This is a genomic window from Arthrobacter sp. 05L417 (genome assembly GCF_056397865.1).
Genome location: NZ_JBFTOG010000022.1, coordinates 45,207 through 72,205, shown reverse-complemented (window position 1 = coordinate 72,205; position 26,999 = coordinate 45,207). Strand labels below are relative to the sequence as shown.

The following is a 26,999-nucleotide window of genomic DNA, read 5'->3' as shown; positions in this document are numbered from 1 at the left end:
CCGAAAGAATGAACATGTCCCCGAAAGTAGCAGTCGCGCAATTCAGCGCCGGCACTGACAAAGCCCAGAACCGCAAAAACATCGCGGCCCTCATCGCCGAAGCAGCGTCCGAAGGATCCGAACTGGTTGTCCTGCCGGAAAACGCGATGTACAGCCACCCCGATTCCTCAGTGGATCTCTACCCGTTCTCCGAAGACCTCGACGGCGAATTCTCGCGCTTCCTTCAGGCGGCCGCCCGGACCAACCATCTGTGGGTGGTCGCCGGCATGACCGAAAGCATCCACGCCACACGCAAGGTCCACAACACCGTCCTGGTAGTGAATCCGGACGGAGCGCTGCAGGGTGCCTACCGCAAGGTCCACCTCTACGACGCCTTCGGCTACCGGGAGTCCGATTCAGTGCAGGCCGGGGAACTGGACAGACCAACCACTTTCTCCATCGGTGGCACAACCTTCGGGCTCATGACCTGCTACGACCTCAGGTTCCCTGAGTCCGCCCGCAGGCTCGTCGACGTCGGTGCGGAAGTGATCGTGATACCCGCGGCCTGGGTTGCCGGGCCGCTGAAGGAAGAACACTGGTCAACCCTCCTCCGGGCGCGGGCAATTGAAAACACCGTCTATGTAGCCGCTGCCGGACAAACCGGCCCCGTCTGCGTAGGCCGGTCGGTCATCGTGGACCCCGCCGGCGTCGTCAAGGCCGACGCCGGACCGCAGCCCGGACTGGCTACCCACCTGTTGTCGGCAGAACGGCTCGCGGAAGTACGAAGAGTGGTTCCCGTCCTCGAACACCGGCGCTTCTTCTTGGAAGGGCACGGCAAATGACTCCATCGCCTTCCCGCCTGGTCGCGGAACGCCCCGGCCCGGATGGACCTCGCCTGCTCGGGGCAATGAGCTGGACCGAAGCAGCTGAAGCAGCCAAGGAAAACCCTGTGGTCCTGCTGCCAATCGGAGCCATTGAACAGCACGGTCCGCACCTTCCCCTGGACGAAGACGCTCTCATTGCAGACTATGTCGCACGGCAAATCTCCTCTGCAACCGGAGCCGTTGTGGCACCGACCATTCCCTACGGCCACTCACACAACCTGCGAGGCTACGCAGGCACCATCAGCCTTCCTCAAGGATTGTTGACGGATGTGGTTGTTTCCATCGGGTCCGAACTCGCCCGTCACGGATTCAAGCGACTCGTGTTGGTGGACGGCAACGGCGGAAATCTCGGGGCCACCGCGGAGGCGGCATATATTCTCCGGGACCGGTTCGGTACGCCTGTCGGAAGGCTCTACCCGTGGGGTCTCGGCTATTCCCTGATGAGGGACGCCTACAAGAACCCGGACAAGGTCTACGGACACGGAGCGGAACCGGAAATGTCGGCCATGATGGAGCTCTTCCCCGACGAAGTCAGACTCGACCGCCTCCCCACACCCGCACTGACAAAGCTCGGCGGGTGGCAACCATCCAGCTACACCCAGGCCCTCATCCCCCCGAACGACCTGCCCGGAGAAATCTTCTGGGACTTCTCCGAAATCTGCCCATCCGGAGTCACCGGGGACTTCAGCGAATCATCAACGGACATGGGCAAGATCTGGGTACAACGCGTCATCGGTTTCTGCGTCGACTACGTACGCGAATACGACCGAAACACCTCAGCCACGAAGGACCCGGTCACTCCGACTCCATACCCGCCAGCGGCCAGACCCGCCCCGACCACAATCACAGTAGGAAGCCGACCATGAGCAAATTGTTCTACGACGAGGACGCCGACCTCTCGATCATCCAAGGCCGCAAGGTGGCCGTCATCGGCTACGGTTCCCAAGGCCACGCCCACGCCTTGAGCCTCCGCGACTCCGGAGTGGACGTCCGCGTCGGCCTCAAGGAAAGCTCCAAATCCAAATCCAAGGCTGAAGCGGAAGGACTGAGGGTCCTCACCGTGGCCGACGCCGCTGCCGAGGCGGACGTCATCATGATCCTCGTCCCCGACCAGGTCCAGCGCTTCGTCTACGCAGATGAAATTGCTCCGAATCTCAAGGCCGGCGATGCCCTGTTCTTCGCTCATGGCTTCAACATCCGCTACGGCTACATCCAGCCGCCATCCGACGTCGACGTCGCCCTGGTCGCCCCAAAAGGCCCGGGACACATCGTGCGCCGCGAATTCGAAGCGGGCCGCGGTGTGCCCGACCTGATCGCAGTCGAGCAAAACGCCTCCGGCAACGCCCGTGACCTGGCCCTTTCATACGCCAAAGCAATCGGCGGCACCCGGGCGGGAGTCATTGAGACCACGTTCGCCGAAGAGACCGAAACTGATCTCTTCGGCGAGCAAGTAGTACTTTGCGGCGGAACCGCCCAACTGATCCAATATGGCTTCGAGACCCTGACCGAGGCCGGGTACAAGCCAGAAATCGCCTACTTTGAGGTCTTGCACGAGCTCAAGCTGATCGTTGACCTGATGGTCGAAGGCGGCATCGCCAAACAGCGCTGGAGCGTTTCCGACACCGCCGAGTACGGCGACTATCTCTCCGGCCCCCGCATCATCACACCGAACGTCAAAGAAAACATGAAGGCTGTTCTCGCCGACATCAAAAACGGCGTATTCGCCACGCGCTTCATCGACGACCAGGACGCCGGCGCCCCGGAGTTCGAAGCTTTGCGCAAGAAAGCCGAGTCACACCCGATCGAGGCCACCGGCCGCGAGCTCCGCAGGCTATTCTCCTGGGTCCAAAGCGACGACGACTACACAGAGGGCACCGCAGCCCGCTGACAATAGCGGTCAACCACATCCCAGATCGGGCATCAGAATGGCAAACAGCGAAGATACTTCTGGCTCTTCATGGCTGGGTCGTGGCGGCATGAGGCCCGGGCGTCTTGGACTTTCGGCGGGGAGCATAGTGCGGGAGGCGTGCGCCTGATCGCCTCTCGAGGGCGAGTTCGGCTCGTTCGACGACGGAGCGGACCGAAGGGTTTTCCGAGTTGCCTGGAGGACTTTAGCCTCGATCTATCAGGAGCACCGCGCTAAACGCCCGGTTGGCGGCCTCTGTGCCCGCCGGCAACAGATTGATCGTGTGACCACCTGATAGCGCTCATCCGAGCGGGGCAGGATGCGAAGTGCGTTCCTGACGTGTAGGCGGTGCTTGTCCCGTCTGGCAGGGTGAGACGGGCTGAGGTTCCTTGGGGGACGGTGAAGTCGATGCGGAACTCCTCGTTTGCGATCTCCCACGCGACGTCGATGCGGCCTTGGGGGGAGATGAAATCGAAGCTGGCTGAGGTGATGCCGCCGCCGGGGCGGGGTTCTATGTCGAATCGTTCCCATCCGGCTGAGTCGGGGGCCTGTCGGAGGCCTACGAGGTATTCGTGGAGGAAGCGGATGACGGCTCCCTTGCTGTAATGGTTGAGCGATTCATGCGCGACACCTCGCTCGTCGATGCCTTCCCAGTCCTCCCAGACGGTGGTGGCGCCCCGTTCGAGCATGCCGAGCCACGACGGTGTCCCGCGCCGGAGCAGCAGTCGGTAGGCGAGGTCGGTGTGGCCGTACGCTGCGAGGACGGGAAGGAGCAGGCCGCTGGAGAGGAATCCGGTGCCGAGTCTGTCGCCGGCGTCGTGGATGAGCTGGACCAGGCGTTCGGTGGCCGCTTCCCTGAGCGGTCCGGGGATGAGGCCGAAGGCCAGGGCTCGGACGTAGGCGCCCTGGGTGTCTTCGCGGGTGTGCCCCTCGGGTGTGAGGAATTCGGTCTGCCAGGCCTCCCTGACACTTTCAGCGACCCTTCGGTACCGCTCGGCCACCTCGGTATGGCCGAGAATTCCGGCGATCCGGCTGAGTGTCTTGGTGGTGCGGTACAGGAAGGCGGTGCCGACCTCGCCACGGTCCGCGCTCATGTAGGCGTAGGGATTTTCGGCCATGGGGTCGATGAGGGACCCGTCTGCCCGGCGGCGTTTGGGCTCGAGCCATTCTCCGTAGTGGAAGGGGGCATCCCAGATGTACTGCTCGTGGGGGAGCGGTGTCTCTGAGCGGGCGATACGGGACGGGTGGCGGGCCGTCTTGGCGAGATGGAGCGCGTAGTCGACCCAGCGGGTCATCGAGTCCCAGCTTTCCGCGAGAAGCTCCGTGTCTCCGTACGCTTCGTAGATGGACCACGGGACGAGCACTGTGGCATCGCCCCAGCCGGCGGATCCGCCCATGACCCGCGAGGGGTTGCCGGGATGGTGTCTGATCCGTGCCGAGTCGGGGGAGAATGCTGCGGGGAGACCGTCGTCGCACTGGTCGTCGCGCACGGACTGGAGCCATTTGCGGGAGAAGCCGTGGACGTCGTAGAGCATGGCGGCGGTAGGGGCGAAGACCTGGTAGTCTCCGGTCCATCCGGAGCGTTCGCGGGTGGGGCAGTCGGTGGGGACGCCCACGATGTTGCTGCGGAAGCTCCAGAGGGCCGCTTCGTTGAGTCGTTCCAGGTCCGGGTCGCTGCACCTGAACCACCCGCGGCGTTCGAGGTCCGAGTGGACGACGACGACCGTGAAGTCATCGATGGAGAGCTCGCGTCCAGGATGGGTCACCCGGACATAGCGGAAGCCGTGGACTGTGTGCCGAGGTTCGAAGACGCCGGGACTGTTTCCGGCGATGACGCGGTCGGTCTGGCGGAATTCGAGCAGCCCGCCTTGTGGTGTTTTCATGTCCAGGTGGGCGGTTGTCAGGTCGCCGCCGGCGTCGAGGTGCTCGCCGAACTCGAGCACCGTCTCCGTTCCTTCGGGCCCCAGGCTGGTGAGCCTGACCCATCCGGAGAGGTTTTGGCCGGCGTCGAGGATCGAGACCCCGTCCCGAAGCCGGGTCAGGGCCGCCGGCTTGCGTTCCTCGACGCGGCGCACGGGCGGGGCCGGTGACCGGGAAGGGGTAGGTGGCGTGACGACGCCGACCCGGACCGGGCCGGGTTCGGCGTGGTCCGGATCGATGCGGAAGTCAGTGGTCTGACCCGTCATGAGGTCCGCCCGCACGATGGGGCTGGGCAGGGTGATCCAGTCCCGGTCGGTCCCCAGGGTCATTCCCGCACCGGATCCGAGGTCGATTTCGAGTTGGGCGAGGGCGGCGGTGGTGTTGCCCCAGACGTTCCGGCGCTGGGCGCCGCTGTTCCTGCCGCGGAACCAGCCGTCGGAGAGGACGACGTCGATCCGGTTGCCACCGGGGATGAGGAGTTCCGCGACGTCATACTTCTGGGCGTACAGGGTTTCGTCGTAGCTGGTGGAACCGGGTGCCAGTTCGATGTCTCCCACCCGGATTCCGTTGAGGAACACCTCGTAGACGCCAAGGGCGGTTGCGTAGAGCGTGGCTGCGGCGGGACGGGCGGGAAGGTCGAATGACCTGCGGAGGATGTAGGCCCCGCGCTCGTCCTGGGCGGCAGTTGGTTCGGACTCGGCCGGTGAAATCCAGGCGGCCGTCCATTTGACGGGTGCTGTTCCGGCGGGGTTCTGTGCCAGGTCTGGCGGGGTTTTGAGCGTGTTGCCCATGGGTGTTTCGGCTCTCTTGTTGGTTGGCGTGTTGGGGTGGCAGGTCGTTGCTCAGCGCACGGATTTGATCTTCAGGAGGATGATGAGGCTTCCCAGGAGAGCCAGCGCGGCGCCGGTGAGGTAGAGGGCGGTGTAGTTCTTCTCGGCCCCGGCCGCCCCCAGGACGATGATGAAGGGCGCCAGGAGGGGTGCTATTGCGCTGGGGATCCGTTGTGCGAATCCGACGACGGCGAGGTAGCGTCCGGCCTGTGCCCGGTCCGGTAGTACGGCGAAGATGATGGCTTGGTCCACCGCGCTGAAGAGGGCGATCGCGCACTGCATGATGAGTGCGCCGACGAGCAGGGTGATGAAGGAATGGGCGTAGGCTTCGGTGATGCCGCCGGCGAGGAAGAGCAGGCCGCCGAGAAAAGCGAACAGCCTGCGTCGACGGAGCTTGTCGGAGAGGAACCCTCCGGTGAGGGCGCCTGCGGTGGCGGCGACGATGCCGAGCATGCCGATCAGGGCGACGGTTCCGGCGACTTCCTTGATGGGAAGGCCCAGGCGCTGGGCGTAGAAGAAGCTGCCGAAGGTGGTGTTGAAGTAAAGGCCCATGAAGAAGATGAAGCGGCCCAGCCAGTTCCAGCCGAAGTCCGGGTGCTTGCGGGGGCTGAAGGTGTAGCTGGTCAGGAGGGCCTTGACGGTGACGGTGCTGTTGTGGACGAGGCCCACGGAGCTGCCTTCGCGCTTGACGAGCGAGAAGAGAGCCACCAGTGCAAGACCCACGAGGCCGGGGACAAGGAAGACGAGCAGGGTGCTGGAGGAGACGGCGTAGGCGATGCCGATTCCGAGGACGGGGGCGATTTGGGCCGACAGCCCGCTGAATGCCGAAATCTTGCCTCGCTGTTCCTCGGGAATCCGGTCGGCCTGGAGGTTCAAGATGGCCTGGCCCGCGGCCGCCCAGCCGAAGAGTCCGAAGACCCAGCCGAGGCCGATGAGGAGCACGCTGGGTGCCAGGGAGATGCCGAGGAGTCCGAGGATGCCGAGGAGGGCTCCGCCGATCATGAAAGGGGTGCGGCGGCCGAGGCGGGAGCGAAAACGGTCGCTCCAGACGCCGACGAGGGGACTGGCGGCGATGGAGATGAACTGTGCCGTTCCGGTGACGTAGCCGAGCAGCTCTTCGTGGCCTGGGGCGAGCTGGGAGATGCGGACGGCAAGTGAGTAGGACATCGGGACGATGAACGCCATCGCGACGCCGAAATTCGCTAGCGATATCAGCGTCAGGTAGCTGGCACTGGCCTTCTTCAGCGCCGGCGCCTCGATGTCGGGGATACCGGCGGGGGGTCCTTGCCGGGAACCTGCGTCCGTGAGGACCGCGGACTCCGCTTCTTTGGGTGGTAGGTCCCCGTAGCTGGGCTTGACCATGATGACTCCTTTGTCTGGGTACGGTGTGCGCGACGTATTTTTGCTGCGGCAGGGATTGGTGACTGGTGGGGTGGGGGCGGCGGGGATGCCGCCCCCACGGTGAGCTTGTGGCCGCTATGAGCGCTGGGCGCCTGCGGGCGTCGACAGGGCCGGTTCCTGGGTGAAATCAGGTGCCGTGGTTTGGTGCTGCCCGTTTTGTGCGGTGATTGAGCCTGGCTTGCGGCCGTGGAGGCCCGTCCATCGCTCGCGGAGCGCGAACGCGGCGGTCTTGGGCCTGCGGTCCCGGGTGAAGATGCCCTTCTTGTTCCCGTCCACACGGTGGATCGCGGGGCCGGTGCCGAAGTCGGCGAAGTTCCAGACGTGTTCTCCGACGAATGAGGGGATCCGGTCAAAGACACGGTGGTTCATGGCGAGGAAGCCTGCTTGGAATTCCTCGGTCCACGGGGTGTCCAGGACGGAGTGGAGGCCGGCGATGGTGTCGGCGCCGTATTCGCTCATCATGATGGGCTTGCCGTGCTTCGCGGCCCAGCCGCGCAGATCGGCCTCGAGGAGCTTCTCGGCGGTCTCGAGATCGCCGGTGGCGACGTACCAGCCGTAGTAGCGGTTGAGGGAGATGACGTCGACGAGGTCCGCGAGGCGGTCGTTCTCGCTCGTGGCGAAGATGACCGCCGTCGTGGTCACCGGGCGCGTCGGGTCGAGCTCCCGGGTGAGCTTGATGAGCGGTTCGAAGTATTCCCTTGCCCCGTCCTCGTTGGAGGAGGGTTCGTTGGCGACGCACCACATGACGACGCTGGGGTGGTTCTTGTCCCGGTCGATGAGCTCACGTAGATGCTGGGCGTGCGCGGCCTGGGTCTGGTCGTTGATTGTCTCCGGGGAGAACGTGGGTCGGGGCGGCTGTCCCGTCAGTCCGGCCTCCACGGCGAGGTTGAGTCCGACGGCGGCGGTCTCGTCGATGACCACGATCCCGTGCCGGTCCGCGAACTCGATGACTTCCTCGGCGTAGGGGTAGTGGGAGGTGCGGAAAGAGTTTGCGCCGGTCCAGTCAAGGAGGCGGAAGTCGTGGACGAGGTAGGCGTTGTCGTGGCCTTTGCCGCGGATGGCGGTGTCCTCGTGCTTGCCGAAGCCGGTGAAGTAGAACGGCTCGCCGTTGATGAGGAACTGTTCGCCCTGGACGGCGACCGTGCGGATCCCGACGGGGAGTTCGTAGGCGTCGACGACGTGCCACCCGTCATGGATCTCGACCTCCAGGCGGTAGAGGTATGCTGCTCCCGGCCTCCACAGCACGGCGTCCTCGACCCGGAGCGTGCCGGAGTGTCCTTCGCCTGTGGCGACCGTGTTCCCTGTCTCGTCGATGAGCCGCATACTCGCGGGGGCCGGTTCGCTGGTAGCCAGTCGGTAGCTCACTAGCCCGGTGCCGCCGTCGACGACGTCCGTGGTCACCGTTATATCGGTGAGGTGCGACCGGGGGGTGCTGTAGAGCCAGACGGAGCGGGCAAGGCCGGCGTAGTTGTAGAAGTCGTGGAAGTACGTCTGCCTTTCCTGCCCGTCGGCGCCGACGGTCAGCTTCCCGGGCGGGATGGTGATGTTGGTGAGCCGGTTGTCGACGGCGACGGTGAGGCGGAATTCCGTCCCGGGGGCAATGAGCCCGGTCAGGTCCGCTTCGAAGGGTGTGTATCCGCCGACATGCTCCGCAACCAGGGTGTCATCGACGTAGACGGCAGCGGCGTGGGTTGCGGCGTCGAAACGGAGCACAATGCGCTGGTCCGACCAGCCGCGGGGGACGCGGACCGTGCGTTGGTACCAGACCAGGCCGACATGGTCGCGGATCTTCTGCTCGGCGAACAGGTCGTTGTAGCTGGCGGGGACGGCCGCCTCCAATCGGGTTTCGAGCCGTGACTTCCACGGCTCCGGGCCGAGCGTGCCGTCGAGGCCGAACAGCCACAGGCCGTCGAGGTTGACGAGTTCACGGGTGGCGGTTGCCAGGGGCTTCAGCATTGAAGAACTCCTTGAGGGTCAGTGGGCGAGGGCGCTGAGCGCGCCGGCCCGGGCGACGGATCCGAGCCAGGCGAGGCTCGGCTTGGGGGTGCGGACGAACGTCTGCCGGTCGACGCTCACGAGTCCGAAGGTGGGCTCCCAGTGGCCCCACTCGTAGTTGTCCAGAAGCGTCCAGTGCAGGTATCCGCGGACATCGATGCCGTCCGCGATGGCCTCGGACACGTGCTGGAGCGCTTCGCCGGTGTAGGCGATACGGCGGGCATCATCGGCCGTGGCGATGCCGTTCTCGGTGATGAGAATCGGGATCCCGCCGGTGACGTCGGCGGTGTGGCGGATCGCGATGCCGATCGCGTCCGGACGGTAGGCCGTACCGACCAGGGTGTTCTCCGGGCTGGCCGGGTGGGGTTCGATGCCTTGTTCGTTGACCCATTGGCTGGAGTAGGACTGGACGCCCACGAAGTCATCGCCCGCTGATCCGTGGAGGTAGAGGTCCTCCCAGACGTACTCAAGTTCCCGTTTCTTCTCTTCGGCTCCGGGGCGTGCGACGAACGCCCGGTTCGCGATCGTCCAACCGACCTTGGCGTCCGTGCGGGCGCGGACGATGTCGCGGGCGGCCCGGTGCGCCTCGACCAGGCGGGCGCCGATCTGCGGGTCCGGTGGCGGAAGCTGGGGCCGAGGGTCCTGATCCACGGTGGGGCTCTGCCAGTCCTGCTGGGCTGCGGGGGCGGCCGTCATCATCCCGCGCATGGTCGCCATCATGGCGAGCATGTTTGGTTCGTTCATCGTGACCACCCAGGGGACGCCGTCCAGGATCGTGGTTGCCTCGGTGACGTAGGCGGTGAACCGTTCGATCGCCCTCTCGCCGAGCCATCCTCCCTCGTCGGCGAACCACTGCGGGGTGGTGAAATGGTTCAGGGTCACGACCGGGGTGAGCCCGAGTCCGAGGGCGGTATCGATCATCCGGCGGTAATGGGCGAGCTCGGCGCGGGAGAACCGGCCAGGGAGCGGCTCGATCCGGGCCCACTCGATACCGAAGCGGTACGCGTTGAGGCCCGCGTCGGCCAGCAGCTCCATGTCCTCGGCGTACCGGTGGTAACTGTCGATGGCGTCCCCGCTGGGTTCCATGCCGGGGACGGTCTGCTCCTGAAGCCACCAGTCGCTGTTGATGTTGTTGCCCTCGATCTGGTGAGGTGCAGTGGAGGCGCCCCAAAGGAAGCCGGGCGGGAAGTCGTTCATGGCAGTCTCTTTCTCCGCGGCGCGGCCGCGGAATCGTGGTTCTGGATTCGTGGTTTCGGAAGATGAGTGTAAGGCGCAGCCGCGGGCGGAGTGTCGGGTCCGCCGTCGACTTTTTCGGGGCTACTAACGGTTTCGGAGGAATGCTTCGCTCCGGACCGCAGGAGGTGCTTTCGCGGTGGCCCGACCGCACTTTGGATCGTTTCAAATTGAGTCCCGGCTGATTGCCCGGTTAAGCGGCTGACCAGCCGCCGTCGCTGGGCAGGATGGCTCCATTGATGTTGAGTGAGTCCTCGCTCAACAGCCAGGTGATTGCTGCGGCGAGCCTCTCCGCGTCCGCGACGGGGGAGGCGACGGCCTGCATTAAAGGGAAGATCCGGCCGGCGGCGAATTCGCTGCGGACCGCTGCTTCGATGTTCGTGGCGACCGCACCCGGCGCCACGGCGTTGGCCCGCACGCCTTGGGGGCCGTACATGAACGCCGTGTTCTTGGTCAGTCCGATGACCGCGTGCTTCGATGCCGTGTAAGCGGCACCTGCCGCGGATCCGCGGAGGGCGGCTTCGGAGGCGACATTCACAATCGAACCGCTTCCGGACTCGATGAGGAGCGGCAGGGCGGCGCGCGTCAGGCGCATCGGGGCCGTGACGTTGACGCGCATCACCCGGTCCCATGTCTCGTCGTCGATCTCGCCGACGGGAAGGAAGCCATCCATGATCCCTGCGATGTTCGCCAGGCCGTCGAGACGGCCTTCGCAAGCATCGGCGATCGCGTCGACCGTTCGGTTGTCGGAGACGTCGCCGACTACGGTCCTGACGTCCACTCCGGGGAGTGATGTCTTGAGTTCGTCGAGCCGATCGGCGACCACATCGGAGACGATGAGCCGGGCGCCCTCTTCGGCGAGCCGGACGGCGGTGGCTCGTCCGATGCCGGAGCCGGCGCCCGTGACGATGATGGTCTTTCCGGCGAACCGGTCTTCAGCGGTCATAGTGATTCCTTTGCGTCGTTGCAGTTGATCGCGGGTCCACGTCCCCGCGACACGGGGAACAGGTGTTGCGGTGCGTTGTTCAGATCGTCGCGATGAGATCTTCGATCTTCTTCTTCGTGTCCATGGCTGCTTCGCCCGTGAGGGCGCGGAAGGCCGCTGCGACTTCGTTGGCAAAATCGAACGAGGGGTCCACGAGCCACTGCGCCCGTAGGCCGCTCCAGAGCCCCATCATCTGCCGTCCCGTGCCCATCGGGTCGAGGCCAGGACGTGCACGCCCTTCGGCCTGACGCCGTTTCACGGCGGCAGCGAAGGCGAGGATGGCGTTCTCGTTGTGCTTCTTCATGTACGGGTGCGCCGGGTGCTCCGGATTCGGGGCGTCCGCCTCGAGAGCGAGGAGGAGGCGGACAGTGTTCCCCTCCGTGAGCACCAGGCGCGCCGTTCCCGCGGGATCCCAGTCACCGGAGACAAGCTCGGCCGCCACGGACTCGGCCGTCATGCGCGAGCCGATCTCCTCGTCGGCGAGCTCCATGGCCGCGACCAGGACGTGGTCGCGGGTCGGGAAGTGGTACATCAGCGCAGTTTCGCTCATGCCCGCCGCCGACGCGACCTCTGCGGTGGTCAGGGCTTTGTGCCCCTTCCCGCGGATGATCTCCAGCGCGGCCTGGGCAACAGCCGCGCGCCGCTCCGCGGTCTTGGCGTAACGCCCTCGTGTCTTCATGGCCTGTTCCATGTGACCCAGATTACGTGAATTCTGAAGAGACTACAATATTTTCTCTCTAAGAGTCTGAGATTGTCGGTACCTGCATCTGATTGGTACTTGAAAAGTTGTACTTCCTCCATTTTTGTGGACAGGATCTGTTGTGCGGCAAGATTTCGGGAAGAAGATCATTGGCGCTGCTGGTACGGGGGCCTTCGTCGAGTTTGGGTGTCGTTCTGATATCCGGACCCCGGCCGGACGCGCGGGTCGGCGTGCAACTTTGGGGAACCGGCGTCGTTCAAAAGTTCGCGAGGAAATAAGCGACGAACAAGCGCCGAAAGAAGCCGTGGATATAGCACTTAAGATTTAGAGCCTGTGAGGTCCGGGGGTACCTGCTTCGGGAGCTCCGCGAAGCATCGGATCTGACACGGGTCGTGTTGGCTGCGCGTCTGCGCGTCAGCCAGAACAAAGTGTCCCGCATCGGGCAGGGCGACATCGACCGCGCCCAGGTCGATACCTTGCGGAAATACGTTGAAGCCGTCGGTGGCCGGCTTCGTGTCGAGGTTGAACTCGGAGACGACCGGATCCAGATCGCCTGACCCGGCAGCCCGTTCCGGTACGTTTGAACACCTCGGTCGCGCTCGGTGCCGGTTCGGAAGCTGGAAGCGAGGGTGTGGTGACAGTGTCAACACCTTTCGCTTCGGACTGGGTCGTACTGCCACCGGACCGGACCGGCCCGTGCTCCGCATGTTTTCTGGACTTCCCAGTGTTTCCAAGAGCGGGAATGCGGTTCGAGTCCCACCTTGGGCACGTTTTCCCATGTCCGGGGCCCTTTTTGGGCCTCTGACGTGTCCACACCGTGTGTGTAGTTGTGCTTAGCGTTCGTGTAGCCGGCTTCTTCCCTTTCCTCAGCTTCGACAGCGTTCTGCTGTTCTACAGGTTCATGGTTGCCTGAAGCGGAGACGACATGACGGGGCGGGTTCCAGGGGAGTTACCCTGCGGGGGAGCGCCGGCGCAGTCCAACGTCTGTGTAACTGACGCGCCCGCCTTGGCGACCCAGTAGCGCTGTCGGCATTAAGGCCCGGCAACATGCGTGTCCAGCATCAAATCCGATGTGTGCCCTGACGTAACGAAAGGCACCGCAGTCAGCCCCCGCAGAGCCACTCCGAACGCCAGATGCAGAACCGAATGCCGGTAGCCTCGCCGGTGTTTTCTTGGATCGAGATTCCGAAAATCGTTGACAATCGACAAACGTGAAGAGTATCGTCGACAATCGACAGCAACCGAGCTCGTCTCGTCGACAATCGACGAAGCGATTTATTGGAGGATCACATGGCATTCGAATTCGAAACCAAGCCGAAGTTCGTTACGTTCGACATGAACGGAACGCTGATTAAGTTCGCTATCAACGATGCGATCCGTGAGGTACTGGGTGACCGGTTGCCGGCCGAGCTCGCCGATGATTACCTGCGGGCCTGCAAGGCGTACCGCATCGATGAGTGCACGGGCGAGTACAAGCCGTTCCACCAGATCGTCGCCGACTCGATGGAACGCGCCTCGCGTCGGCTCGGTCTGGAGTTCCGTGCGGCCGACGCACGGGCGGTTTATGAGATTGTCCCCTCTTTTGGCCCGTACCCGGGTGTCACCGAGGCATTGAACCGCCTGGCTGAGGCGGTTCCGCTGGTCATCATCACGAACAGCGACACCGCCCATGCTGTGCGCCTTGCGGATAACCTCAAGGCCCCGTTCGAGACCATCATCAGCGCCGAGCAGATGGGGATGTACAAGCCGCGGCTCGGTGCGTTTGAGTACATGTTCGACAAGCTTGGCGTGACACCGGATGAGATCGTGCACGTCTCTGCGAGCCCGATGTACGACCACCGCCCCGCGGCCATCATGGGCATCAAGAACAAGGTGTATGTCGACCGCGGCTTCGAACACGACGAGCACTGGCTCGGCTACGAGCGGATTACCGACATCGCCGATCTCCCCGTCCTCTTCGGTCTGTCGCGTCCTGCTGCTTCCTAAGGGAGACCCGGGTACAGATGAGTCTGCCACTACCTCAAACCGTAAAGGGCGCCTCGGCTTCAGATCGTCTCGAGGCCCTGGGTCTGGATCTGCCCGTCCTCGCTGATAATGCGTACTACGTGGACCACCGGGCGGTGGACTCCAGCATCCACATCGCGGGCCAACTGCCGTTCAAAGACGGTGAGCTGCTGGGCCAAGGCGTTGTAGGTCGGGACGTGGACCTGGACACGGCGCAGGAGCTAGCGCGCCATTGCGCGCTGAACTGCCTCGCCGCCGCTGTGCAGGCAGTGGGAGATCTGGAGCGGGTGCGGATCGTGCAGATGCTGGTCTTCGTGGCCAGCGCGCCGGACTTCGGTCTGCAGTCGCGGGTCGCCAACGCTGCCAGTGAGTTGCTCATCGAGGTGTTGGGTGAGAACGGACGGCACGCCCGCACTGCGATCGGGGTCGCCGGGCTGCCGCTGAACACGCCTGTAGAGATCCAGATGGTCTGCACGGCCGTTTAGCGACGGGCACCACGGCGGTGTTGTACGACGGCGGTGGTGTGCGGGACCCGCTGAGGCGGGTCCCGCACCTTCAGCACTTGATCATTCATAGACAGAATCATGAGGAGTACAGCGTGAACCGCATTCAACGAGCACTCGAGGCTCTCGTCGATCGAATCGATACTCCCGCGCCGATCGTGCTGGCCGACGTGATGCAGGACAACATCGACCGCATGCAGGCCTTCGCCAACCAGCACAGCCTCGACGTCAGGCCGCACGTCAAGACGCACAAGTGCGTCGAAATCGGGCGGCGCCAAGTCAAGGCCGGAGCCATCGGAATCACTGCAGGCAATGTGGGTGAGGCCGAGGTCTTCGCCGCGGCCGGGTTCGACGACATCTTCATCGCCTACCCTGTCTGGCCTTCAGGAACGAAAGGCCTGCGGATCCGCAAGCTTGCTGTAACTACGCAGCTACGGATCGGCGTCGACAACGTCGCGGCGATCGATGCCATTGCCGATGCGATGGGATCTGAAGCCGACCGGCTGCAGGTCGTGATCGAGGTCGACTGTGGTGCCCGTCGTTCCGGGGCTCCCCCCGAAGTCACGGGCGACCTCGCTCTCGCCGCCCGCAACCGCGGCCTGGTTCCGGTGGGCGTCTTTACGTATCCAGGTCACGGCAGCTCCAGTCCGGACGCCCGCAAGCGCGCTGCGCTGGACCAAGACGCGGCGCTCACCACCGCGGTGCGCAGCCTCAACGCAGCCGGGATCACCGCAGACGTGGTCAGCGCCGGCTCCACACCCACCGTGGAGTTCTCCACCAGCAGCGTCATCACCGAGATTCGACCCGGCGAGTACGTGTTCAACGACCTGAACAACACCCGACTCGGCGCCTGCACCCAGGATCAGATCGCGCTGTTCGTCGCCGGCACCGTGGTCAGCGACTGGGTTCCCGACCAGGTCATCCTCGACATCGGCACCAAAGCCCTCGGCCGCGAAGGCAGCCCCGAGCGCGGCTACGGCAGCATTGCCGGCACCACGGCCGTCCTGTCCAAACTCAACGAATATCACGGATTCCTCCCGCTGCCCCCCGGAGGGTTCCGTCCGGGCATCGGGACCGTGCTTCCCGTGGTGCCGAACCACGTCTGCCCGGTGGTGGTCAATTTCGAGGAGTACATCGTCACCGACAGCACCGGCACGACGCTGGAACGGTGGCCTGTCGACGCCCGCGGATTCCTCAACTGACAGACCCCTAACTGACGCCGGGGGCGGGAAGTCCGTCCCCCAGCCTGCAACGTAAAGCAACCTACCTCACGATGGAGTGACTGACATGAGACTTGACAAGAAAACGGCCCTGGTCACCGGTGCCAACAGCGGAATCGGGGAAGCAATATGTTCCCACTTCCGCAACGAGGGCGCCCGGCTGCTGCTCACCGGCCGCAGGGAGCAACTCGACAGCGCCCAGCCCGAGGACCTGTACGTCCCGGGAGACCTCAACGACGAGGCATTCGTCGAAAACCTGGCCCGGCAGGCCGCCGAATCCTTCGGCACCGTGGACGTCGTCGTCCTCAACCACGGACTGCAGGTCAGCGGCCCGCTCACGGAGATGGCCTACGAGGACGCGAAAAACGTGCTCCACAGCAACCTGCTCAGCTCGTTCCTGGTGATGAAGCACTTCGCGCCGCTGATGCCCACTACCGGCGGCTCGTTCGTCCTCGTCAGTTCCCGGCTCGGCATGGTCGGCAAGCCCGAGGAAGTCCTGTACTCCGCGGCCAAAGGAGGCCTGATCATGCTCGCGAAGGGCGCGGCGATCGAATGGGCATCACGCAACATCAGGGTCAACGTCGTCGCACCAGGGTTGACCGCCACCCCGGTCATTGAAGCGTCGTTCCAGCGCAGGGAAGACCCCAAGGCCTACCGCGCCCAGCGCGAGGGCCAGATCCCGCTCCAACGCTTGGCCACCCCCGAAGAAATCGCCGACGCCATCCTATTCCTGTCGTCCCCGGAATCGTCCTACATCACCGGAGCCGTCCTGCCCGTTGACGGCGGATACACCGCAGCCTGAACACTTCAACGCTTCACAGACAAAGAAGGACAACCATGACAGCCCTTGCGGCAACACCCCGAAACGGCGAGCTCGGCTTCTGGATGGCCGGACTCGAGGCCACCAGGCCCGCCTACCCCCGCTTCGCCGGTCAAGACACTGTAGACCTGGCAATTATCGGTGGCGGCTACACCGGCCTCTGGGCCGCGTACTTCGCCAAGAAACTCGAACCTTCACTCAAGGTCGCGGTGTTTGAAGCAGAACAGATCGGCTACGGCGCCTCCGGACGAAACGGTGGCTGGCTCTCAGCAATGCCCCCAGGAAACCGTGCCACGTTTGCCCGCGCATCCGGGGGTGGGCTGGACGCGAGCCGGGCCTTGCAGCAGGAGTTTGTCGCCGGCGTCGATTCGGTCCTGGACATCCTTCAGGCCGAGGGGATTAACGCGGATCAGAACAAGGGCGGCGCGCTCGTCGCTGCCCACACCAAGGCGGGGCTGGGCCGGCTGGTAGCCAGGCGTGACGCCGACTGGAAGTACGGGCTGACCGAAGACGATGTCCATTTGGTCGACCGAAACGAGTTCCAGAGCCAGATCCACATCTCCACCGTCCATGGCGGGCTCTTCTACAAGCACTGCGCCCGTGTGCACCCGGCGAAACTTGTCTACGGCCTCGCCGACACCCTGACTTCCACGGGGGTGACCATCTACGAAGGCAGCCGGGTCGGCAGCATCGACGGCAAGACCCTCACTCTGGACAACGGACGCGTCTCCGCGGCTAAGACGTTCGTCTGCACCGAGGGGTATTCCGGACAGCTGCTTGGCAGCAGAACCCTGATCCCGATCAATTCCTCGATGATCGTGACCAAGCCGCTGTCCGAAGAAGCGTGGGAGCAGATCGGCTGGAACGGGCCCCAGTGCCTTAACGACTCCGCGCACACCTTCATCTATTCGCAGCGGACGGCGGACGGCCGCATCGCCATAGGCGGCCGCGGTAAGCCCTACCGCTACGGCTCCGGCACAGGAGGCGCCGGTTCAACAGCCCAGTCCACGATTGACCTGATCTCCACAAAGCTTCGCTCCTTCTTCCCTGGCATCCCATTCGAAGTGGACCACGCCTGGTCCGGAGTCCTGGGCGTCACCCGTGACTGGAACGGCGGCGTGCACTGGGACCACGCATCCGGGATCGGCTCGTCCACCGGCTATGCGGGACACGGCGTCACCGCAGCCTATGTTGGCGGCAGGACTCTCGTGGAAGTGGCTTTCGAACAAGACACAGAACGGACCACGCTTCCCTGGGTCGGGTACCGGGCACGGAAGTGGGAACCCGAACCCCTCCGCTGGCTCGGTGTCCACGGCATGTACCGGCTATTCGGACTTGCTGACCAGTGGGAAGAGCGCAGGGATTCCACCAAGACCTCACTCCTGGCCAGATTCGGCAGCAGACTCGCCGGACTACACGAGTAATCACCAACCAAACTTTCACCACTACCCCCTTGAAGGGAAGCACCATGAAAACCATCAACAAGATCCAGACGGCAGCTGCGGGGCTCGTGATGGAGCGCGGTGACGCCAGGTGGATCCTGGCCAATCCCAAGGAAGCCAGGACCCAGACGCTCCCGGAAAAGGTGCTGTAGGCCATGGACGGAAAACTGGCTGTCATCGGCCTGGGCAGCATCGGAAGCATGGCGCTCTGGCAGGCATCGCGCCTGACCGACTCCGTTACCGGATTCGAGGCGCAGTCACCTGCCCACGGCAGAAGCGCCGCGGGCGGCGACACCCGCCTGTTCCGCATGATCTACCTCGGTAACCCCGACCTCTACCCCATTCTGGAACGCTCACGTGATCTCTGGGCCGAACTGGAAGCAGAAACCGGACATGACATCCTCACCCGCTGCGGCGGCTTGTCCATTGGCACCGCCGACGGCCCCTACATCCGCAGCCTCCTGGAAACCGCGCGAACCAACGGGGCCGCCCATGAGATTCTCACCCGCGGGGAAATGGGCGAACTCTACCCTCAGCACAACCTCCGTCCCGACGACATTGCCGTCTATGACCCGAACGCCGGGGTCCTGCGCACCGACCGTGCCGTCACCGCGGCAGTCGCAGCCGCCCAGGCCAACGGGGCAACAGTCCACACCAACACCCTGGTCGACAGCATCACCGAAACCGGCGACGGCGTGGTCATCACCTCAGGCGATAAGTCCTGGACCTTCGAGAACGTCATCGTCTCCTCCGGCGGCTGGTCCCGACGGCTGATGCCCGACTACCTGAAGGCCGCGACGGAGACCCGGCGGATCTTCCTGACCTGGTTCGTCGCCCGCGACGCCGCCCAGTTCACACCGGACAGATTCCCCATTTTCAGCCGGATCTATGAGGACCGCTCCATGTATGGGGCACCCGCCGTCGACGGGATCACAGTCAAAGCCACCTTGGACGGCCGGGGTGCAGCAACACCCGACCCCGACGGCGTCCCTAGGGAACTCACCACGGCCGAAATCACCGAGACCATCGAAACGGTCTCGGAATTCTTCCCCGGTCTCATCCCGACGATCGTGCGCTCTGACGCCTTCCCGGACCTCTTCACCGAGGACCGGAACCCGCTGGTGGGCCGGTTCAGCGAGTCAAGCAGGATCTATTGCGCCACAGGCTTCTCCGGAGGCGGCTTCAAAAATGCCACCGGCTACGGCCACATTGCCGCGTGCGAGGCCCTCGGCAAACAGACCTTCGAGGGCCTGGACTTCGTACGACCGGAACGGTTCAAGGCGAGCTAGACCGCTCCGTCAGCCAGAACCATGCGTCTGGCATCGCAAGGCATTGCAAGCGCGGCGGGAGCGCACCGGAGCGATAAATCCCCTTCCATTACTACTGAAAGAGCGACATGAGCACTTCATTTGACGCCACCCCTCTCCACGCTGACCTGTTCATCGACGGTGCTTGGCAGAAGGCAACCAGTTCAGCTACCTTCCCAATCGAGAACCCGGCCACGAATGAAATCATCGCCCACGTGGCTGACGGCGGGCCCGAAGACGCAGCACTGGCCATTGAGGCCGCCGGCCGCGCCCAGACCGCATGGGCAAGGTCCACGCCGCGCGAACGGGCCGACATTCTGCGGCGCGCCTTTGAGCTGGTCATTGCCAACACTGACAGGCTCGCGGCAATCATGACGGCGGAGATGGGCAAGCCCCTTGCAGAAGCGAGGGGCGAAGTGGCCTACGGCGCTGAGATGCTCCGCTGGTTCTCGGAGGAAGCTGTCCGCATAGGAGGAGACCACGCCACCTCCGTGGACGGCAGTACCCGGATCATGGTCACCAAGGAACCGGTCGGTCCGTGCGTGCTGGTCACGCCGTGGAACTTTCCGTTGGCCATGGGTGCCCGCAAGATAGCGCCTGCCGTCGCTGCTGGCTGCACCATGGTCTTCAAGCCGGCGGCTTTGACCCCCCTGACATCCCTCGCTCTGGTAGAGATTTTCCGGGAGGCAGGCCTTCCCGCCGGCGTCCTGAACGTGGTCACGACCTCCAGCGCCTCTAACGTGGTAGATCCCTGGATGAGCAGCGGCATCGCACGCAAGGTCAGCTTCACCGGCTCCACCGAGGTCGGCAAGACGCTGCTGCGCCAGGCGGCCGACAACGTGATGCGCTCCTCGATGGAACTGGGCGGGAATGCCCCGTTCATCGTCCTGGCTGACGCGGACATCGAGAAGGCAGTTGAGGGCGCGCTGAAGGCCAAGATGCGGAACATGGGGGAGGCTTGCACCGCCGCGAACCGTTTCTTCGTGCACCGCTCGGTCGTGGAGGAATTCAGTGAGATGTTCGCCAAGAAGATGTCCGAACTGCAAGTAGGCAACGGCGCCGTGGAAGGCACCGAGGTGGGGCCTCTCATCGACCAGAAGGGCCTGGACAAGGTCGATAGCCTCGTGACGGACGCGCTTAACAAAGGCGCACGTATCCTGACCGGAGGCACCCGTCCGAAGGGTCCGGGATACTTCTACACCCCCACCGTCCTGGTGGACGTGCCCACTGACGCCGCACTGATGAGCACCGAAATCTTCGGTCCGGTGGCAGCGATCACCGCGTTCGACAGCGAGGACGAAGTCCTCGCTCAGGCCAACGATACCGATTGGGGCCTGGTTGGCTACGTGTTCACGGAGCGCATGGACAAAGCCATGCGCTTCTCCGCGGAACTGGAGGTCGGAATGGTTGGCCTCAACACCGGACTGGTCTCCAACCCGGCGGCACCCTTTGGCGGCGTCAAGCAGTCCGGGTTGGGACGCGAAGGCGGCAAGATTGGCATCGAAGAATTCCTGGAGACCAAATACACCGCAATAGCGGTCCAGAGAACGCAGTAGGCCGAAGAATGAAATGAGGGGGATACCCATGGCGGCACCAGAAAGACTGTTTGTCCTGGAAGGAAGACCCCCCCGCAGCTGATCGCCGATCAGCTGCGGGAACAAATCGTCCAGGGGTCCATCCGCCCCGGACAACAAATCAACGAGTCCCTCCTCGCGAGCCAACTCAACACGTCCAGAGGTCCTCTCCGGGAAGCCCTACAACGCTTGTGCCAGGAAGGGATCCTCATCTATCGGCGCAACTACGGAGTATTCGTCTTGGAAGTTGAAACGCATGACCTGAGAGAGATCTACGAGGTTCGTGAGTCCCTCGAATCCGCCGCCGCCAGCAGGCTGTTGGAGGGCAACCTGAAGCAGATCCAAGACACCTGCGAACTGCTGAAGGAAATTGTGGGCGAAATGGCGAAGCACGTGGCCGCTTCCGACTGGCAGACCGTTGCACGGCTTGATATGCAGTTCCATTCATGCCTCGTTGCCGGCCTCGGAAATTCTCGTCTTATCCGGATCTACAAGACGCTGGCGGCTGAATCAAGAATGTGCATCCTCAACCTGGAAGTCTCCTACCCAAGGGTGGACCTCCTGGTAGAGGAACACCGCAACATCCTGGACCTGTTGGAGGCAGGCGACAGGGATGGACTCCTCAAGGCCATCAAGCGGCACATGCAAAAAGCCGTTGAGGACCTCACCGCAACTCAGCGGGGCCGCCCGGGCCAGAACGGGGGACCTGTATAATCGACAATCGACAAAGGAGGCGGCCATGGACCGCAAGTTCAAGTGGCAAGAACAGCGGAGCACGACGCCCGATGGTGTCTACCGCGTGCTCCGTACTGCCATCCTGGACGGAACTGTACCTCCCGGCGAGCAGCTGCGTGAGACCCATATTGCTATGGATCTCGGGATAAGCCGATCCCCACTACGTGAGGCGCTGACCAAGCTTGAAGAGGAAGGACTAGTCGTAAAGATCCCCTTCCGTGGATCGTTCGTTGTGGAGGTGAGTGCTCGCGACGTCGCCGAGATCGCATCGATCCGCATACTTGTCGAGCCTTACGCTGCTGAGCTCTCTGCAGAAACGCTGCGCGGTCCTGAGCGCCTTCGCTTGAAGCAAACCATCGAGGAACTCTATCGAGCCACAGACACCAACGACATCCCGGCCAGCATTGACGCTCACCTGCGCTTCCACAGGCTCTTCTACGAATTTTCGGGTAACGCCGCCCTGCAAAGTCTGTGGAACGGTTGGGAAAACAAGCTGCGTCTCTACCTCGCGGTCGACCACCGTACTTACAACGACCTCCACGACATCGCTGTTGAGCACGAGAAATTGGCGTCACTCGCTTTAAAGGGTGACATCGAAGGCTTCCGCCAAGAGCTGGTCAATCAATTCCAAAACGCGCTCCGGGCCGAACCCTAACCAGGGATAAAGCACGCCCGACATCAACATAACGAGAACCCTGAGGACCGGCGTTCGGTGGTGCAGGCGCTCACGGGCAAGGGCATGCGGGCCCGGCGAGCACGCAGGACACGGCACTTCCGCCCCGCCGTCGGCCTCGCCGGCCATCGACCCTGCGCTCTTCGAGACCTTCCAGCGGATCGTCTGTGCCGACATCATTACGGCCCTGATGATCGACATCAAACCCTACGGGCCGCGTCCTCTGACGCACCGTCTGCACGGAAGTCCCTGAGCGTGGCAGCACCAGCGCGGACCGCGACCGGATTATCCTCCCAGGATTCCCCGGCACGCGCGCAGGCGTGGAAGGAATTCACGCCCGTTTCTTCGGCTGCCCGGGCAAGCTCGGCCCATGCCTCCTGAAGTTCCGCCGACCGCTCCTGGGACGATGCCTCCATCGGCTCCCGCCCGGCACGATCGACGGCGGGGACGCGCTCGGCTGCACGGGCCCGGTTTCTTCCAAAGAAGCTTCCTAGATCCATCCCGACCCCCTGGTGCTGGATGTGAAGCTCCACGGTTTCAAGGCACCTTAGTTTCCGCGCGGGTTTCCGCTGCGCTGCAACCAAGGACACGGGCGTCTGCTTCGCGGCCGGCTGCGCGGTTCAGGATGTGCCGTCGCAGGGCTCCGGACCCCCTGCACTTGGTGTGTCTACGACGATGCGGGTGAGGGGCGACGGTTGAAATAGTTTGAGCCTTCCCGGAATCAAGCAAAGAAGATTGTTGACAATTGACAGATGTGCATTTAGATTCATAGAGAATCAAAAACGGTCAGTCGTAGCACTCACCGACAGATGGCTGACAACCCCAAGGCCCAATCTCCTAACACGATCCTTGAAGGGACTAATCATGGCTCCGACTAATTTCCGGCCGAAGTACATCTCCTTTGATGTCTACGGCACGCTCATCAACTTCGACATTGATCCGACCACTCGTCGCCTGCTGGATGGCCGCTTGCCTGAAGAACAATGGTCGGCGTTCAAGAAGCAGTTCCGCGGGTACCGGTTCGACGAGGTCCTGGGCGACTACAAGCCTTACGAGCAGATCCTTCAGGATTCCTTTGACCGCGTGTGCAAGCGGTGGGGCATCGGGCCGACCGAAGGCGCCGGCGCAGAGTTCGCTGAGGCCGTACGCGGCTGGGTTGCCCACGAGGACGTGCCCGCCCCGCTGAAGCTCATGGGCGACAACTACAAGCTGGTGGCCCTGTCCAACGCGGACACCAGCTTCCTGGACATCAGCATTCCGAGGCTCGGTGCAGACTTCCACGCCGTGTACACCGCTGAGCAGGCCCAGGCCTACAAGCCGCGCTACCAGGCGTTCGAGTACATGCTGGATACTTTGAACGCCAAGCCGGAGGACTTCCTGCACGTCGCCTCGCACACCCGGTACGACATGCATCCGATGCACGACATGGGCTTCCGGAACCTCGTTGTGCTGGACCGTGGCTATGACCCCGTCACCACGGGCTACGACTACACCACCGTGAAGTCCCTGGACGAGCTCAACAAGCACCTCGGTCTCTAAACCCGGTTCCTGAGGCGAAGCGTCTTTGAATACGAAAAGGTGATCTGAATGACCGGCGGCAAACTCGCCGTTATCGGCCTGGGCAGCATCGGCAGCATGGCGTCGTGGCAGGCATCGCGTCTGTCCGACTCCATTACCGGGTTCGAAGCCGCGAGGACATCATCGTTGCTTCCGGCGGCTGGTCCCAATGTCTCATGCCCGAGTACCTCAAGGCCGCAACGGTGACCAAGCGCGTCTTCCGGAGCTGGTTCGTCGCGAAAGACGGAGCCGAATTCACCCCCGAGAGCTTCCCGTCTTCATCCGGATCCACGAGGACCGGTCCATGTATGGTGCGCCCGCCGTGGATGGGGTCAGCGTCAAGGCAACGCTGGACGGCCGCGGCGGACCAACGCCGGACCCGAACGCCGTGCCCAGGGAAATGACTCCCGCGGAAATTACCGAGATCACCGAAACCGTCACGGAGTTCCTCCCCGGCCTGTTCCCCAACATCGTGCGATCGGACGCCTTCCCAGACCTCTTCACCACAGACGGTCACCCCCTGCTCGGCCGATTCAAAGAAGGGAGCAGGATCTACTGCGCCACCGGCTTCTCCGGCGCAGGCTTCAAAAAAGCCACCGGATTCGACGAAATCGCCGCCCCACGAAGCCCTCGGCAAACGATCCTTCGAGGGCCTGGAATTCGCCCGGCCCCAACGCTTCAACTAACCCGGCTAGGTTTCCTGACTTCTCCTTCAACTATTGAAAGGGTGAGATGAGTCCCTCCTTTGACCCCACGACAATTCACACCGGCCAGGCCCAGGGGATCGGGGCCACGGACCCCGTCCAGGTACCTTTGGCCGTCAGTAGCTACTCTGCTTTTATCGACGCCGTAGCATCAGAGAGTGGTCTCCTGGCAGAGCAGTCTCAGCTCGCCGACTCAACTGTTTTGGAGCTCCTTGAACAGTCCTTCGGTCTGAAGGGGACGCTGGTCCGGATTCCCACCGAGAAAGACGAGACTTTCCGCCTCCAAGACGGAGAAGAAACCTATCTGGTGAAGGTGTCCCCACCGGATGAGGACCCGGTGATCGTGCACCTTCAGACGGCATGCATGGAGCATTTGGAACGGACTGCCCCTGAACTTCCGGTCCAGCGTCTTGTCCGAAGCCTTGGGGGAGATCCCCAGGTCCTCATCCCGGCGCCTGAAGGGCCCTTTGATCGCGTACTTCGGGTGATGCGCTACATGCCTGGAGATCTGCTGGCCACTCACGAGGCGTCATCCGGTCAGCTCCAGTTGGTGGGCTCAAGCCTTGCGCGTCTGGGCCTTGCTTTACAGGACTTCGATCATCCCCGTGCCGACCGTTTGCTCCTGTGGGACCTGAAGCACTTTCACCGGATGCGGCCGCTTCTTGACTATGTCAGTGAGAAGCACAAGCGCTCCCTGGCCGCGGACATTTTCGACCGGTTCGACGAGGCAGTGGTTCCGCTTCTGGACAGCCTGACCTCCCAGATTGTCCACGGGGATTTCAGCCCGTTCAATATCCTCGTCAACCCGGACAGGCCGGACTACGTGACGGGGATTATCGACTTCGGCGACGTCGTGCGGACGCCCGTGATCTTCGACATCAGCGTCACCATGGCCAACCTTCTGGGAGCAGACCCGGCCAGCCCCTGGAAACATGCCCTCCACGTCATGGAGGGCTACCGGAGCATCCGCCCGCTGCCCCACCACGAGCTGGAGGCCCTGATCGTCTCAGCCCAGGCCCGCCTCCTCCTGCGAGCCGTGATCACGCAATGGCGGGCAAGCCAACTGCCGCAACGGCGCGATTACCTCCTCTCCCACTCAAAACGGGACTGGGACCGGCTCGCCGCCACAGCCGCAGCCCCCGCACCAAGACTTCCTTTCACATCCTGAACCAGACTCACAGCCTTCAAGGAGAAACCATGGACACTTCCCAAATCCGCAAGCCATCGCGTGCAATGATCAATGGCTTTGATCCCAACCGCCTCAGTGAACTCCCGGACCAGATGCAGAAGAACATCCGGCGCCGGGACCAGAGCCTCGGACCCGGCTACCGGCTCTTCTATGACACCCCCCTGGAAATCGTCCGCGGCAAGGGCGTGACGTTGTTTGACCGCGATGGAAATGACTATCTCGACGTTTACAACAACGTCCCCTCTGTCGGTCACGCCCACCCGAAGGTCATCGCCGCCGTCCACGAACAGATGCAGACGCTGAATACCAACACCCGCTACGTCCAGGAATCTATCCTCGATTACTCCGAGCAGCTTCTTTCCACGTTCCCAGCCGAGCTTGGCCATGTCATGTTCACCTGCACCGGATCCGAAGCCAATGACCTCGCCATGCGCGTCGCAAAATACGCCACCGGAAACCAGGGCATCATCGTCACCTCCGGCGCGTACCACGGACTAACAACCGAAGTAGCGTCCTTCTCACCGTCCCTGGGCATCGGCGTGCCCCTGGGCGCGAACGTGCGGGTCATCGACGCCCCGGACTCCCTGCGATACCCATTGGATCAAGGGTCCCTGGAGGATCACCTGCGGAACCAGGTGCGTGCCGCCACCGCCGACCTTCACCGGCACGGCATCGGAGTGGCGGCCTTCATCGCCGACAGCATCTTCTCCTCCGACGGTGTCTTCGCCGGCCCTGCAGGCTTCCTGCGTCCCATCGTTGAGGAAATCCACGCTGTGGGCGGCCTGTACATCGCCGATGAAGTCCAGCCGGGCTTCGGCCGCACCGGCGAGGTCTGGTGGGGCTTCCAACGCCACGGAATCGTGCCGGACATCGTGACCATCGGCAAACCCATGGGTAACGGCATCCCCGTTGCGGCAGCAATCTTCAAGCCCGAACTACTCCAGGAGTTTGGGAAGAACATCCGCTACTTCAACACTTTCGGCGGCAATTCAGTAGCCATCGCGGCGGCCCAGGCCGTCCTGGATGTGATCCGCGAGGAATCGCTCATAGAAAACGCCCTTGAGGTCGGCGGAATGATCATCACGGGACTCAAGGATCTCACTCAGGGTCTGGACCAGGTTGCAGAAGTCCGCGGCAGCGGCTTCTTTATCGGCGTCGACCTCGTCACGGACCAATCCACGCTCTCACCCGATGCGGAAGCCGCCGCTGGCATCGTGAATGCGCTCCGGCAGGACCGGATCCTCATCTCCGCCTGCGGCGCCCAGGGCAATGTTCTGAAACTCCGCCCCCCAATGCCGTTCTCCAGCGATGATGCCGATCGCCTGCTCGAAGCAATGGGCCGTGCCTTCAAGGCACTGCGCTAGGCCCGAATGGGACCGGGGGAATTCTGTTTAACAAGCTCACTCATTCTGCGGATTACACCCGCTGAAACCAATTG

Annotated in this window: 26 protein-coding genes and 1 pseudogene; 20 read left to right on the top strand and 7 right to left on the bottom strand. The window is 63.4% G+C overall.

Annotated features, from left to right (window positions below; genetic code table 11):
• The first annotated feature begins 14 nt into the window (after positions 1-14).
• From AC1DJW_RS16150 to ilvC, 3 genes are read left to right on the top strand one after another with little or no spacing between them, the layout of a single operon-like run.
• Entirely contained in the window at positions 15-821 is an 807-nt protein-coding gene (locus tag AC1DJW_RS16150; protein WP_476901868.1) for a carbon-nitrogen hydrolase family protein, read from the top strand.
• Complete coding sequence (locus AC1DJW_RS16145; protein ID WP_476901867.1) at positions 818-1,729, top strand: creatininase family protein; 912 nt, start codon at positions 818-820, stop codon at positions 1,727-1,729. Before AC1DJW_RS16150 ends, AC1DJW_RS16145 begins: the two co-directional genes overlap by 4 nt.
• A complete protein-coding gene (ilvC, locus tag AC1DJW_RS16140; protein ID WP_476901866.1) occupies positions 1,726-2,751 on the top strand; it encodes a ketol-acid reductoisomerase in 1,026 nt (341 codons plus the stop codon). Before AC1DJW_RS16145 ends, ilvC begins: the two co-directional genes overlap by 4 nt.
• Positions 2,752-3,002: 251 nt before the next feature.
• Here the strand turns inward: ilvC and AC1DJW_RS16135 are convergent, their stop codons facing one another.
• From AC1DJW_RS16135 to AC1DJW_RS16110, 6 genes are all read right to left on the bottom strand, one after another.
• Positions 3,003-5,480 carry an alpha-L-rhamnosidase gene (locus AC1DJW_RS16135; protein WP_476901865.1) on the bottom strand — a complete coding sequence of 826 codons (2,478 nt, stop codon included), beginning with the start codon at positions 5,478-5,480 and terminating at the stop codon, positions 3,003-3,005.
• A 51-nt stretch (positions 5,481-5,531) separates the two neighbouring features.
• Positions 5,532-6,881, bottom strand: coding sequence for an MFS transporter (locus AC1DJW_RS16130; RefSeq protein WP_476901864.1), 1,350 nt, complete (start codon positions 6,879-6,881; stop codon positions 5,532-5,534).
• A 114-nt stretch (positions 6,882-6,995) separates the two neighbouring features.
• The gene (uidA, locus tag AC1DJW_RS16125; RefSeq protein WP_390282331.1) at positions 6,996-8,876 is read right to left on the bottom strand and encodes a beta-glucuronidase; all 1,881 of its coding nucleotides are present in this window, start codon (positions 8,874-8,876) and stop codon (positions 6,996-6,998) included.
• Between the two features lie 18 nt (positions 8,877-8,894).
• Positions 8,895-10,112 (bottom strand): glycoside hydrolase family 1 protein, encoded by a 1,218-nt coding sequence (locus AC1DJW_RS16120; RefSeq protein WP_390282330.1) that lies wholly within the window; start codon positions 10,110-10,112, stop codon positions 8,895-8,897.
• A gap of 229 nt (positions 10,113-10,341) precedes the next feature.
• A complete protein-coding gene (locus AC1DJW_RS16115; protein WP_459342655.1) occupies positions 10,342-11,094 on the bottom strand; it encodes an SDR family NAD(P)-dependent oxidoreductase in 753 nt (250 codons plus the stop codon).
• A 79-nt stretch (positions 11,095-11,173) separates the two neighbouring features.
• Positions 11,174-11,812, bottom strand: coding sequence for a TetR/AcrR family transcriptional regulator (locus AC1DJW_RS16110; RefSeq protein WP_390282327.1), 639 nt, complete (start codon positions 11,810-11,812; stop codon positions 11,174-11,176).
• Positions 11,813-12,183: 371 nt separating this feature from the next.
• Between AC1DJW_RS16110 and AC1DJW_RS16105 the strand changes: the two genes are divergently transcribed.
• The 12 genes and pseudogenes from AC1DJW_RS16105 (at position 12,184) to AC1DJW_RS16050 (ending at position 22,093) form a co-directional block, all read left to right on the top strand.
• Positions 12,184-12,390 carry a helix-turn-helix domain-containing protein gene (locus AC1DJW_RS16105; RefSeq protein WP_390282397.1) on the top strand — a complete coding sequence of 69 codons (207 nt, stop codon included), beginning with the start codon at positions 12,184-12,186 and terminating at the stop codon, positions 12,388-12,390.
• Between the two features lie 733 nt (positions 12,391-13,123).
• Positions 13,124-13,819 (top strand): haloacid dehalogenase type II, encoded by a 696-nt coding sequence (locus AC1DJW_RS16100; RefSeq protein WP_390282326.1) that lies wholly within the window; start codon positions 13,124-13,126, stop codon positions 13,817-13,819.
• Positions 13,820-13,836: 17 nt separating this feature from the next.
• A complete protein-coding gene (locus tag AC1DJW_RS16095; protein ID WP_390282324.1) occupies positions 13,837-14,322 on the top strand; it encodes a RidA family protein in 486 nt (161 codons plus the stop codon).
• Positions 14,323-14,435: 113 nt separating this feature from the next.
• A complete protein-coding gene (locus AC1DJW_RS16090) occupies positions 14,436-15,542 on the top strand; it encodes an alanine racemase (RefSeq protein WP_476901863.1) in 1,107 nt (368 codons plus the stop codon).
• Positions 15,543-15,627: 85 nt separating this feature from the next.
• The gene (locus tag AC1DJW_RS16085; protein ID WP_476901862.1) at positions 15,628-16,362 is read left to right on the top strand and encodes an SDR family NAD(P)-dependent oxidoreductase; all 735 of its coding nucleotides are present in this window, start codon (positions 15,628-15,630) and stop codon (positions 16,360-16,362) included.
• Positions 16,363-16,397: 35 nt separating this feature from the next.
• Positions 16,398-17,804: an NAD(P)/FAD-dependent oxidoreductase gene (locus tag AC1DJW_RS16080; RefSeq protein WP_390282321.1), complete on the top strand. Its 1,407-nt coding sequence runs from the start codon at positions 16,398-16,400 to the stop codon at positions 17,802-17,804.
• A gap of 44 nt (positions 17,805-17,848) precedes the next feature.
• Positions 17,849-17,974: a hypothetical protein gene (locus tag AC1DJW_RS16075; RefSeq protein WP_390282320.1), complete on the top strand. Its 126-nt coding sequence runs from the start codon at positions 17,849-17,851 to the stop codon at positions 17,972-17,974.
• 3 nt (positions 17,975-17,977) lie between these two features.
• Positions 17,978-19,111, top strand: a complete 1,134-nt coding sequence (locus tag AC1DJW_RS16070; RefSeq protein ID WP_390282319.1) for an FAD-dependent oxidoreductase — start codon at positions 17,978-17,980, stop codon at positions 19,109-19,111.
• Positions 19,112-19,218: 107 nt separating this feature from the next.
• Positions 19,219-20,685 (top strand): NAD-dependent succinate-semialdehyde dehydrogenase, encoded by a 1,467-nt coding sequence (locus AC1DJW_RS16065; protein ID WP_476901861.1) that lies wholly within the window; start codon positions 19,219-19,221, stop codon positions 20,683-20,685.
• 78 nt (positions 20,686-20,763) lie between these two features.
• Positions 20,764-20,883, top strand: a pseudogene (locus AC1DJW_RS16060) (GntR family transcriptional regulator); the annotation flags it as partial.
• A 60-nt stretch (positions 20,884-20,943) separates the two neighbouring features.
• Positions 20,944-21,417 (top strand): GntR family transcriptional regulator, encoded by a 474-nt coding sequence (locus tag AC1DJW_RS16055; protein ID WP_476901860.1) that lies wholly within the window; start codon positions 20,944-20,946, stop codon positions 21,415-21,417.
• 25 nt (positions 21,418-21,442) lie between these two features.
• Complete coding sequence (locus tag AC1DJW_RS16050; RefSeq protein ID WP_390282314.1) at positions 21,443-22,093, top strand: GntR family transcriptional regulator; 651 nt, start codon at positions 21,443-21,445, stop codon at positions 22,091-22,093.
• 218 nt (positions 22,094-22,311) lie between these two features.
• On the opposite strand, the gene AC1DJW_RS16045 is transcribed toward AC1DJW_RS16050, so the two are convergent.
• Entirely contained in the window at positions 22,312-22,611 is a 300-nt protein-coding gene (locus AC1DJW_RS16045) for a hypothetical protein (protein ID WP_390282313.1), read from the bottom strand.
• Positions 22,612-22,975: 364 nt separating this feature from the next.
• On the opposite strand from AC1DJW_RS16045, the gene AC1DJW_RS16040 reads away from it, so the two are divergent.
• Genes AC1DJW_RS16040 through AC1DJW_RS16020 form a run of 5 tightly spaced genes read left to right on the top strand, consistent with a single transcriptional unit; the run spans position 22,976 to position 26,925 of the window.
• The gene (locus AC1DJW_RS16040; RefSeq protein ID WP_476901859.1) at positions 22,976-23,650 is read left to right on the top strand and encodes a haloacid dehalogenase type II; all 675 of its coding nucleotides are present in this window, start codon (positions 22,976-22,978) and stop codon (positions 23,648-23,650) included.
• 48 nt (positions 23,651-23,698) lie between these two features.
• Positions 23,699-23,875 carry a hypothetical protein gene (locus tag AC1DJW_RS16035; protein ID WP_476901858.1) on the top strand — a complete coding sequence of 59 codons (177 nt, stop codon included), beginning with the start codon at positions 23,699-23,701 and terminating at the stop codon, positions 23,873-23,875.
• On the top strand, positions 23,838-24,404 hold the full coding sequence (locus AC1DJW_RS16030) for an FAD-dependent oxidoreductase (RefSeq protein WP_476901857.1): 567 nt from the start codon (positions 23,838-23,840) through the stop codon (positions 24,402-24,404). Before AC1DJW_RS16035 ends, AC1DJW_RS16030 begins: the two co-directional genes overlap by 38 nt.
• Positions 24,401-25,540, top strand: a complete 1,140-nt coding sequence (locus AC1DJW_RS16025) for a phosphotransferase (RefSeq protein ID WP_476901856.1) — start codon at positions 24,401-24,403, stop codon at positions 25,538-25,540. Before AC1DJW_RS16030 ends, AC1DJW_RS16025 begins: the two co-directional genes overlap by 4 nt.
• 29 nt (positions 25,541-25,569) lie before the next feature.
• The gene (locus AC1DJW_RS16020) at positions 25,570-26,925 is read left to right on the top strand and encodes an aspartate aminotransferase family protein (protein WP_476901855.1); all 1,356 of its coding nucleotides are present in this window, start codon (positions 25,570-25,572) and stop codon (positions 26,923-26,925) included.
• Positions 26,926-26,999: the final 74 nt, after the last annotated feature.

Coding starts and splice junctions, on each gene's coding strand:
- AC1DJW_RS16150 (WP_476901868.1), top strand. CDS start 15: ATGTCCCCGAAAGTAGCAGTCGCGCAATTCAGCGCCGGCACTGACAAA.
- AC1DJW_RS16145 (WP_476901867.1), top strand. CDS start 818: ATGACTCCATCGCCTTCCCGCCTGGTCGCGGAACGCCCCGGCCCGGAT.
- ilvC (WP_476901866.1), top strand. CDS start 1,726: ATGAGCAAATTGTTCTACGACGAGGACGCCGACCTCTCGATCATCCAA.
- AC1DJW_RS16135 (WP_476901865.1), bottom strand. CDS start 5,480: ATGGGCAACACGCTCAAAACCCCGCCAGACCTGGCACAGAACCCCGCC.
- AC1DJW_RS16130 (WP_476901864.1), bottom strand. CDS start 6,881: ATGGTCAAGCCCAGCTACGGGGACCTACCACCCAAAGAAGCGGAGTCC.
- uidA (WP_390282331.1), bottom strand. CDS start 8,876: ATGCTGAAGCCCCTGGCAACCGCCACCCGTGAACTCGTCAACCTCGAC.
- AC1DJW_RS16120 (WP_390282330.1), bottom strand. CDS start 10,112: ATGAACGACTTCCCGCCCGGCTTCCTTTGGGGCGCCTCCACTGCACCT.
- AC1DJW_RS16115 (WP_459342655.1), bottom strand. CDS start 11,094: ATGACCGCTGAAGACCGGTTCGCCGGAAAGACCATCATCGTCACGGGC.
- AC1DJW_RS16110 (WP_390282327.1), bottom strand. CDS start 11,812: ATGAAGACACGAGGGCGTTACGCCAAGACCGCGGAGCGGCGCGCGGCT.
- AC1DJW_RS16100 (WP_390282326.1), top strand. CDS start 13,124: ATGGCATTCGAATTCGAAACCAAGCCGAAGTTCGTTACGTTCGACATG.
- AC1DJW_RS16095 (WP_390282324.1), top strand. CDS start 13,837: ATGAGTCTGCCACTACCTCAAACCGTAAAGGGCGCCTCGGCTTCAGAT.
- AC1DJW_RS16085 (WP_476901862.1), top strand. CDS start 15,628: ATGAGACTTGACAAGAAAACGGCCCTGGTCACCGGTGCCAACAGCGGA.
- AC1DJW_RS16080 (WP_390282321.1), top strand. CDS start 16,398: ATGACAGCCCTTGCGGCAACACCCCGAAACGGCGAGCTCGGCTTCTGG.
- AC1DJW_RS16075 (WP_390282320.1), top strand. CDS start 17,849: ATGAAAACCATCAACAAGATCCAGACGGCAGCTGCGGGGCTCGTGATG.
- AC1DJW_RS16070 (WP_390282319.1), top strand. CDS start 17,978: ATGGACGGAAAACTGGCTGTCATCGGCCTGGGCAGCATCGGAAGCATG.
- AC1DJW_RS16065 (WP_476901861.1), top strand. CDS start 19,219: ATGAGCACTTCATTTGACGCCACCCCTCTCCACGCTGACCTGTTCATC.
- AC1DJW_RS16050 (WP_390282314.1), top strand. CDS start 21,443: ATGGACCGCAAGTTCAAGTGGCAAGAACAGCGGAGCACGACGCCCGAT.
- AC1DJW_RS16045 (WP_390282313.1), bottom strand. CDS start 22,611: ATGGATCTAGGAAGCTTCTTTGGAAGAAACCGGGCCCGTGCAGCCGAG.
- AC1DJW_RS16040 (WP_476901859.1), top strand. CDS start 22,976: ATGGCTCCGACTAATTTCCGGCCGAAGTACATCTCCTTTGATGTCTAC.
- AC1DJW_RS16035 (WP_476901858.1), top strand. CDS start 23,699: ATGACCGGCGGCAAACTCGCCGTTATCGGCCTGGGCAGCATCGGCAGC.
- AC1DJW_RS16030 (WP_476901857.1), top strand. CDS start 23,838: ATGTCTCATGCCCGAGTACCTCAAGGCCGCAACGGTGACCAAGCGCGT.
- AC1DJW_RS16025 (WP_476901856.1), top strand. CDS start 24,401: ATGAGTCCCTCCTTTGACCCCACGACAATTCACACCGGCCAGGCCCAG.
- AC1DJW_RS16020 (WP_476901855.1), top strand. CDS start 25,570: ATGGACACTTCCCAAATCCGCAAGCCATCGCGTGCAATGATCAATGGC.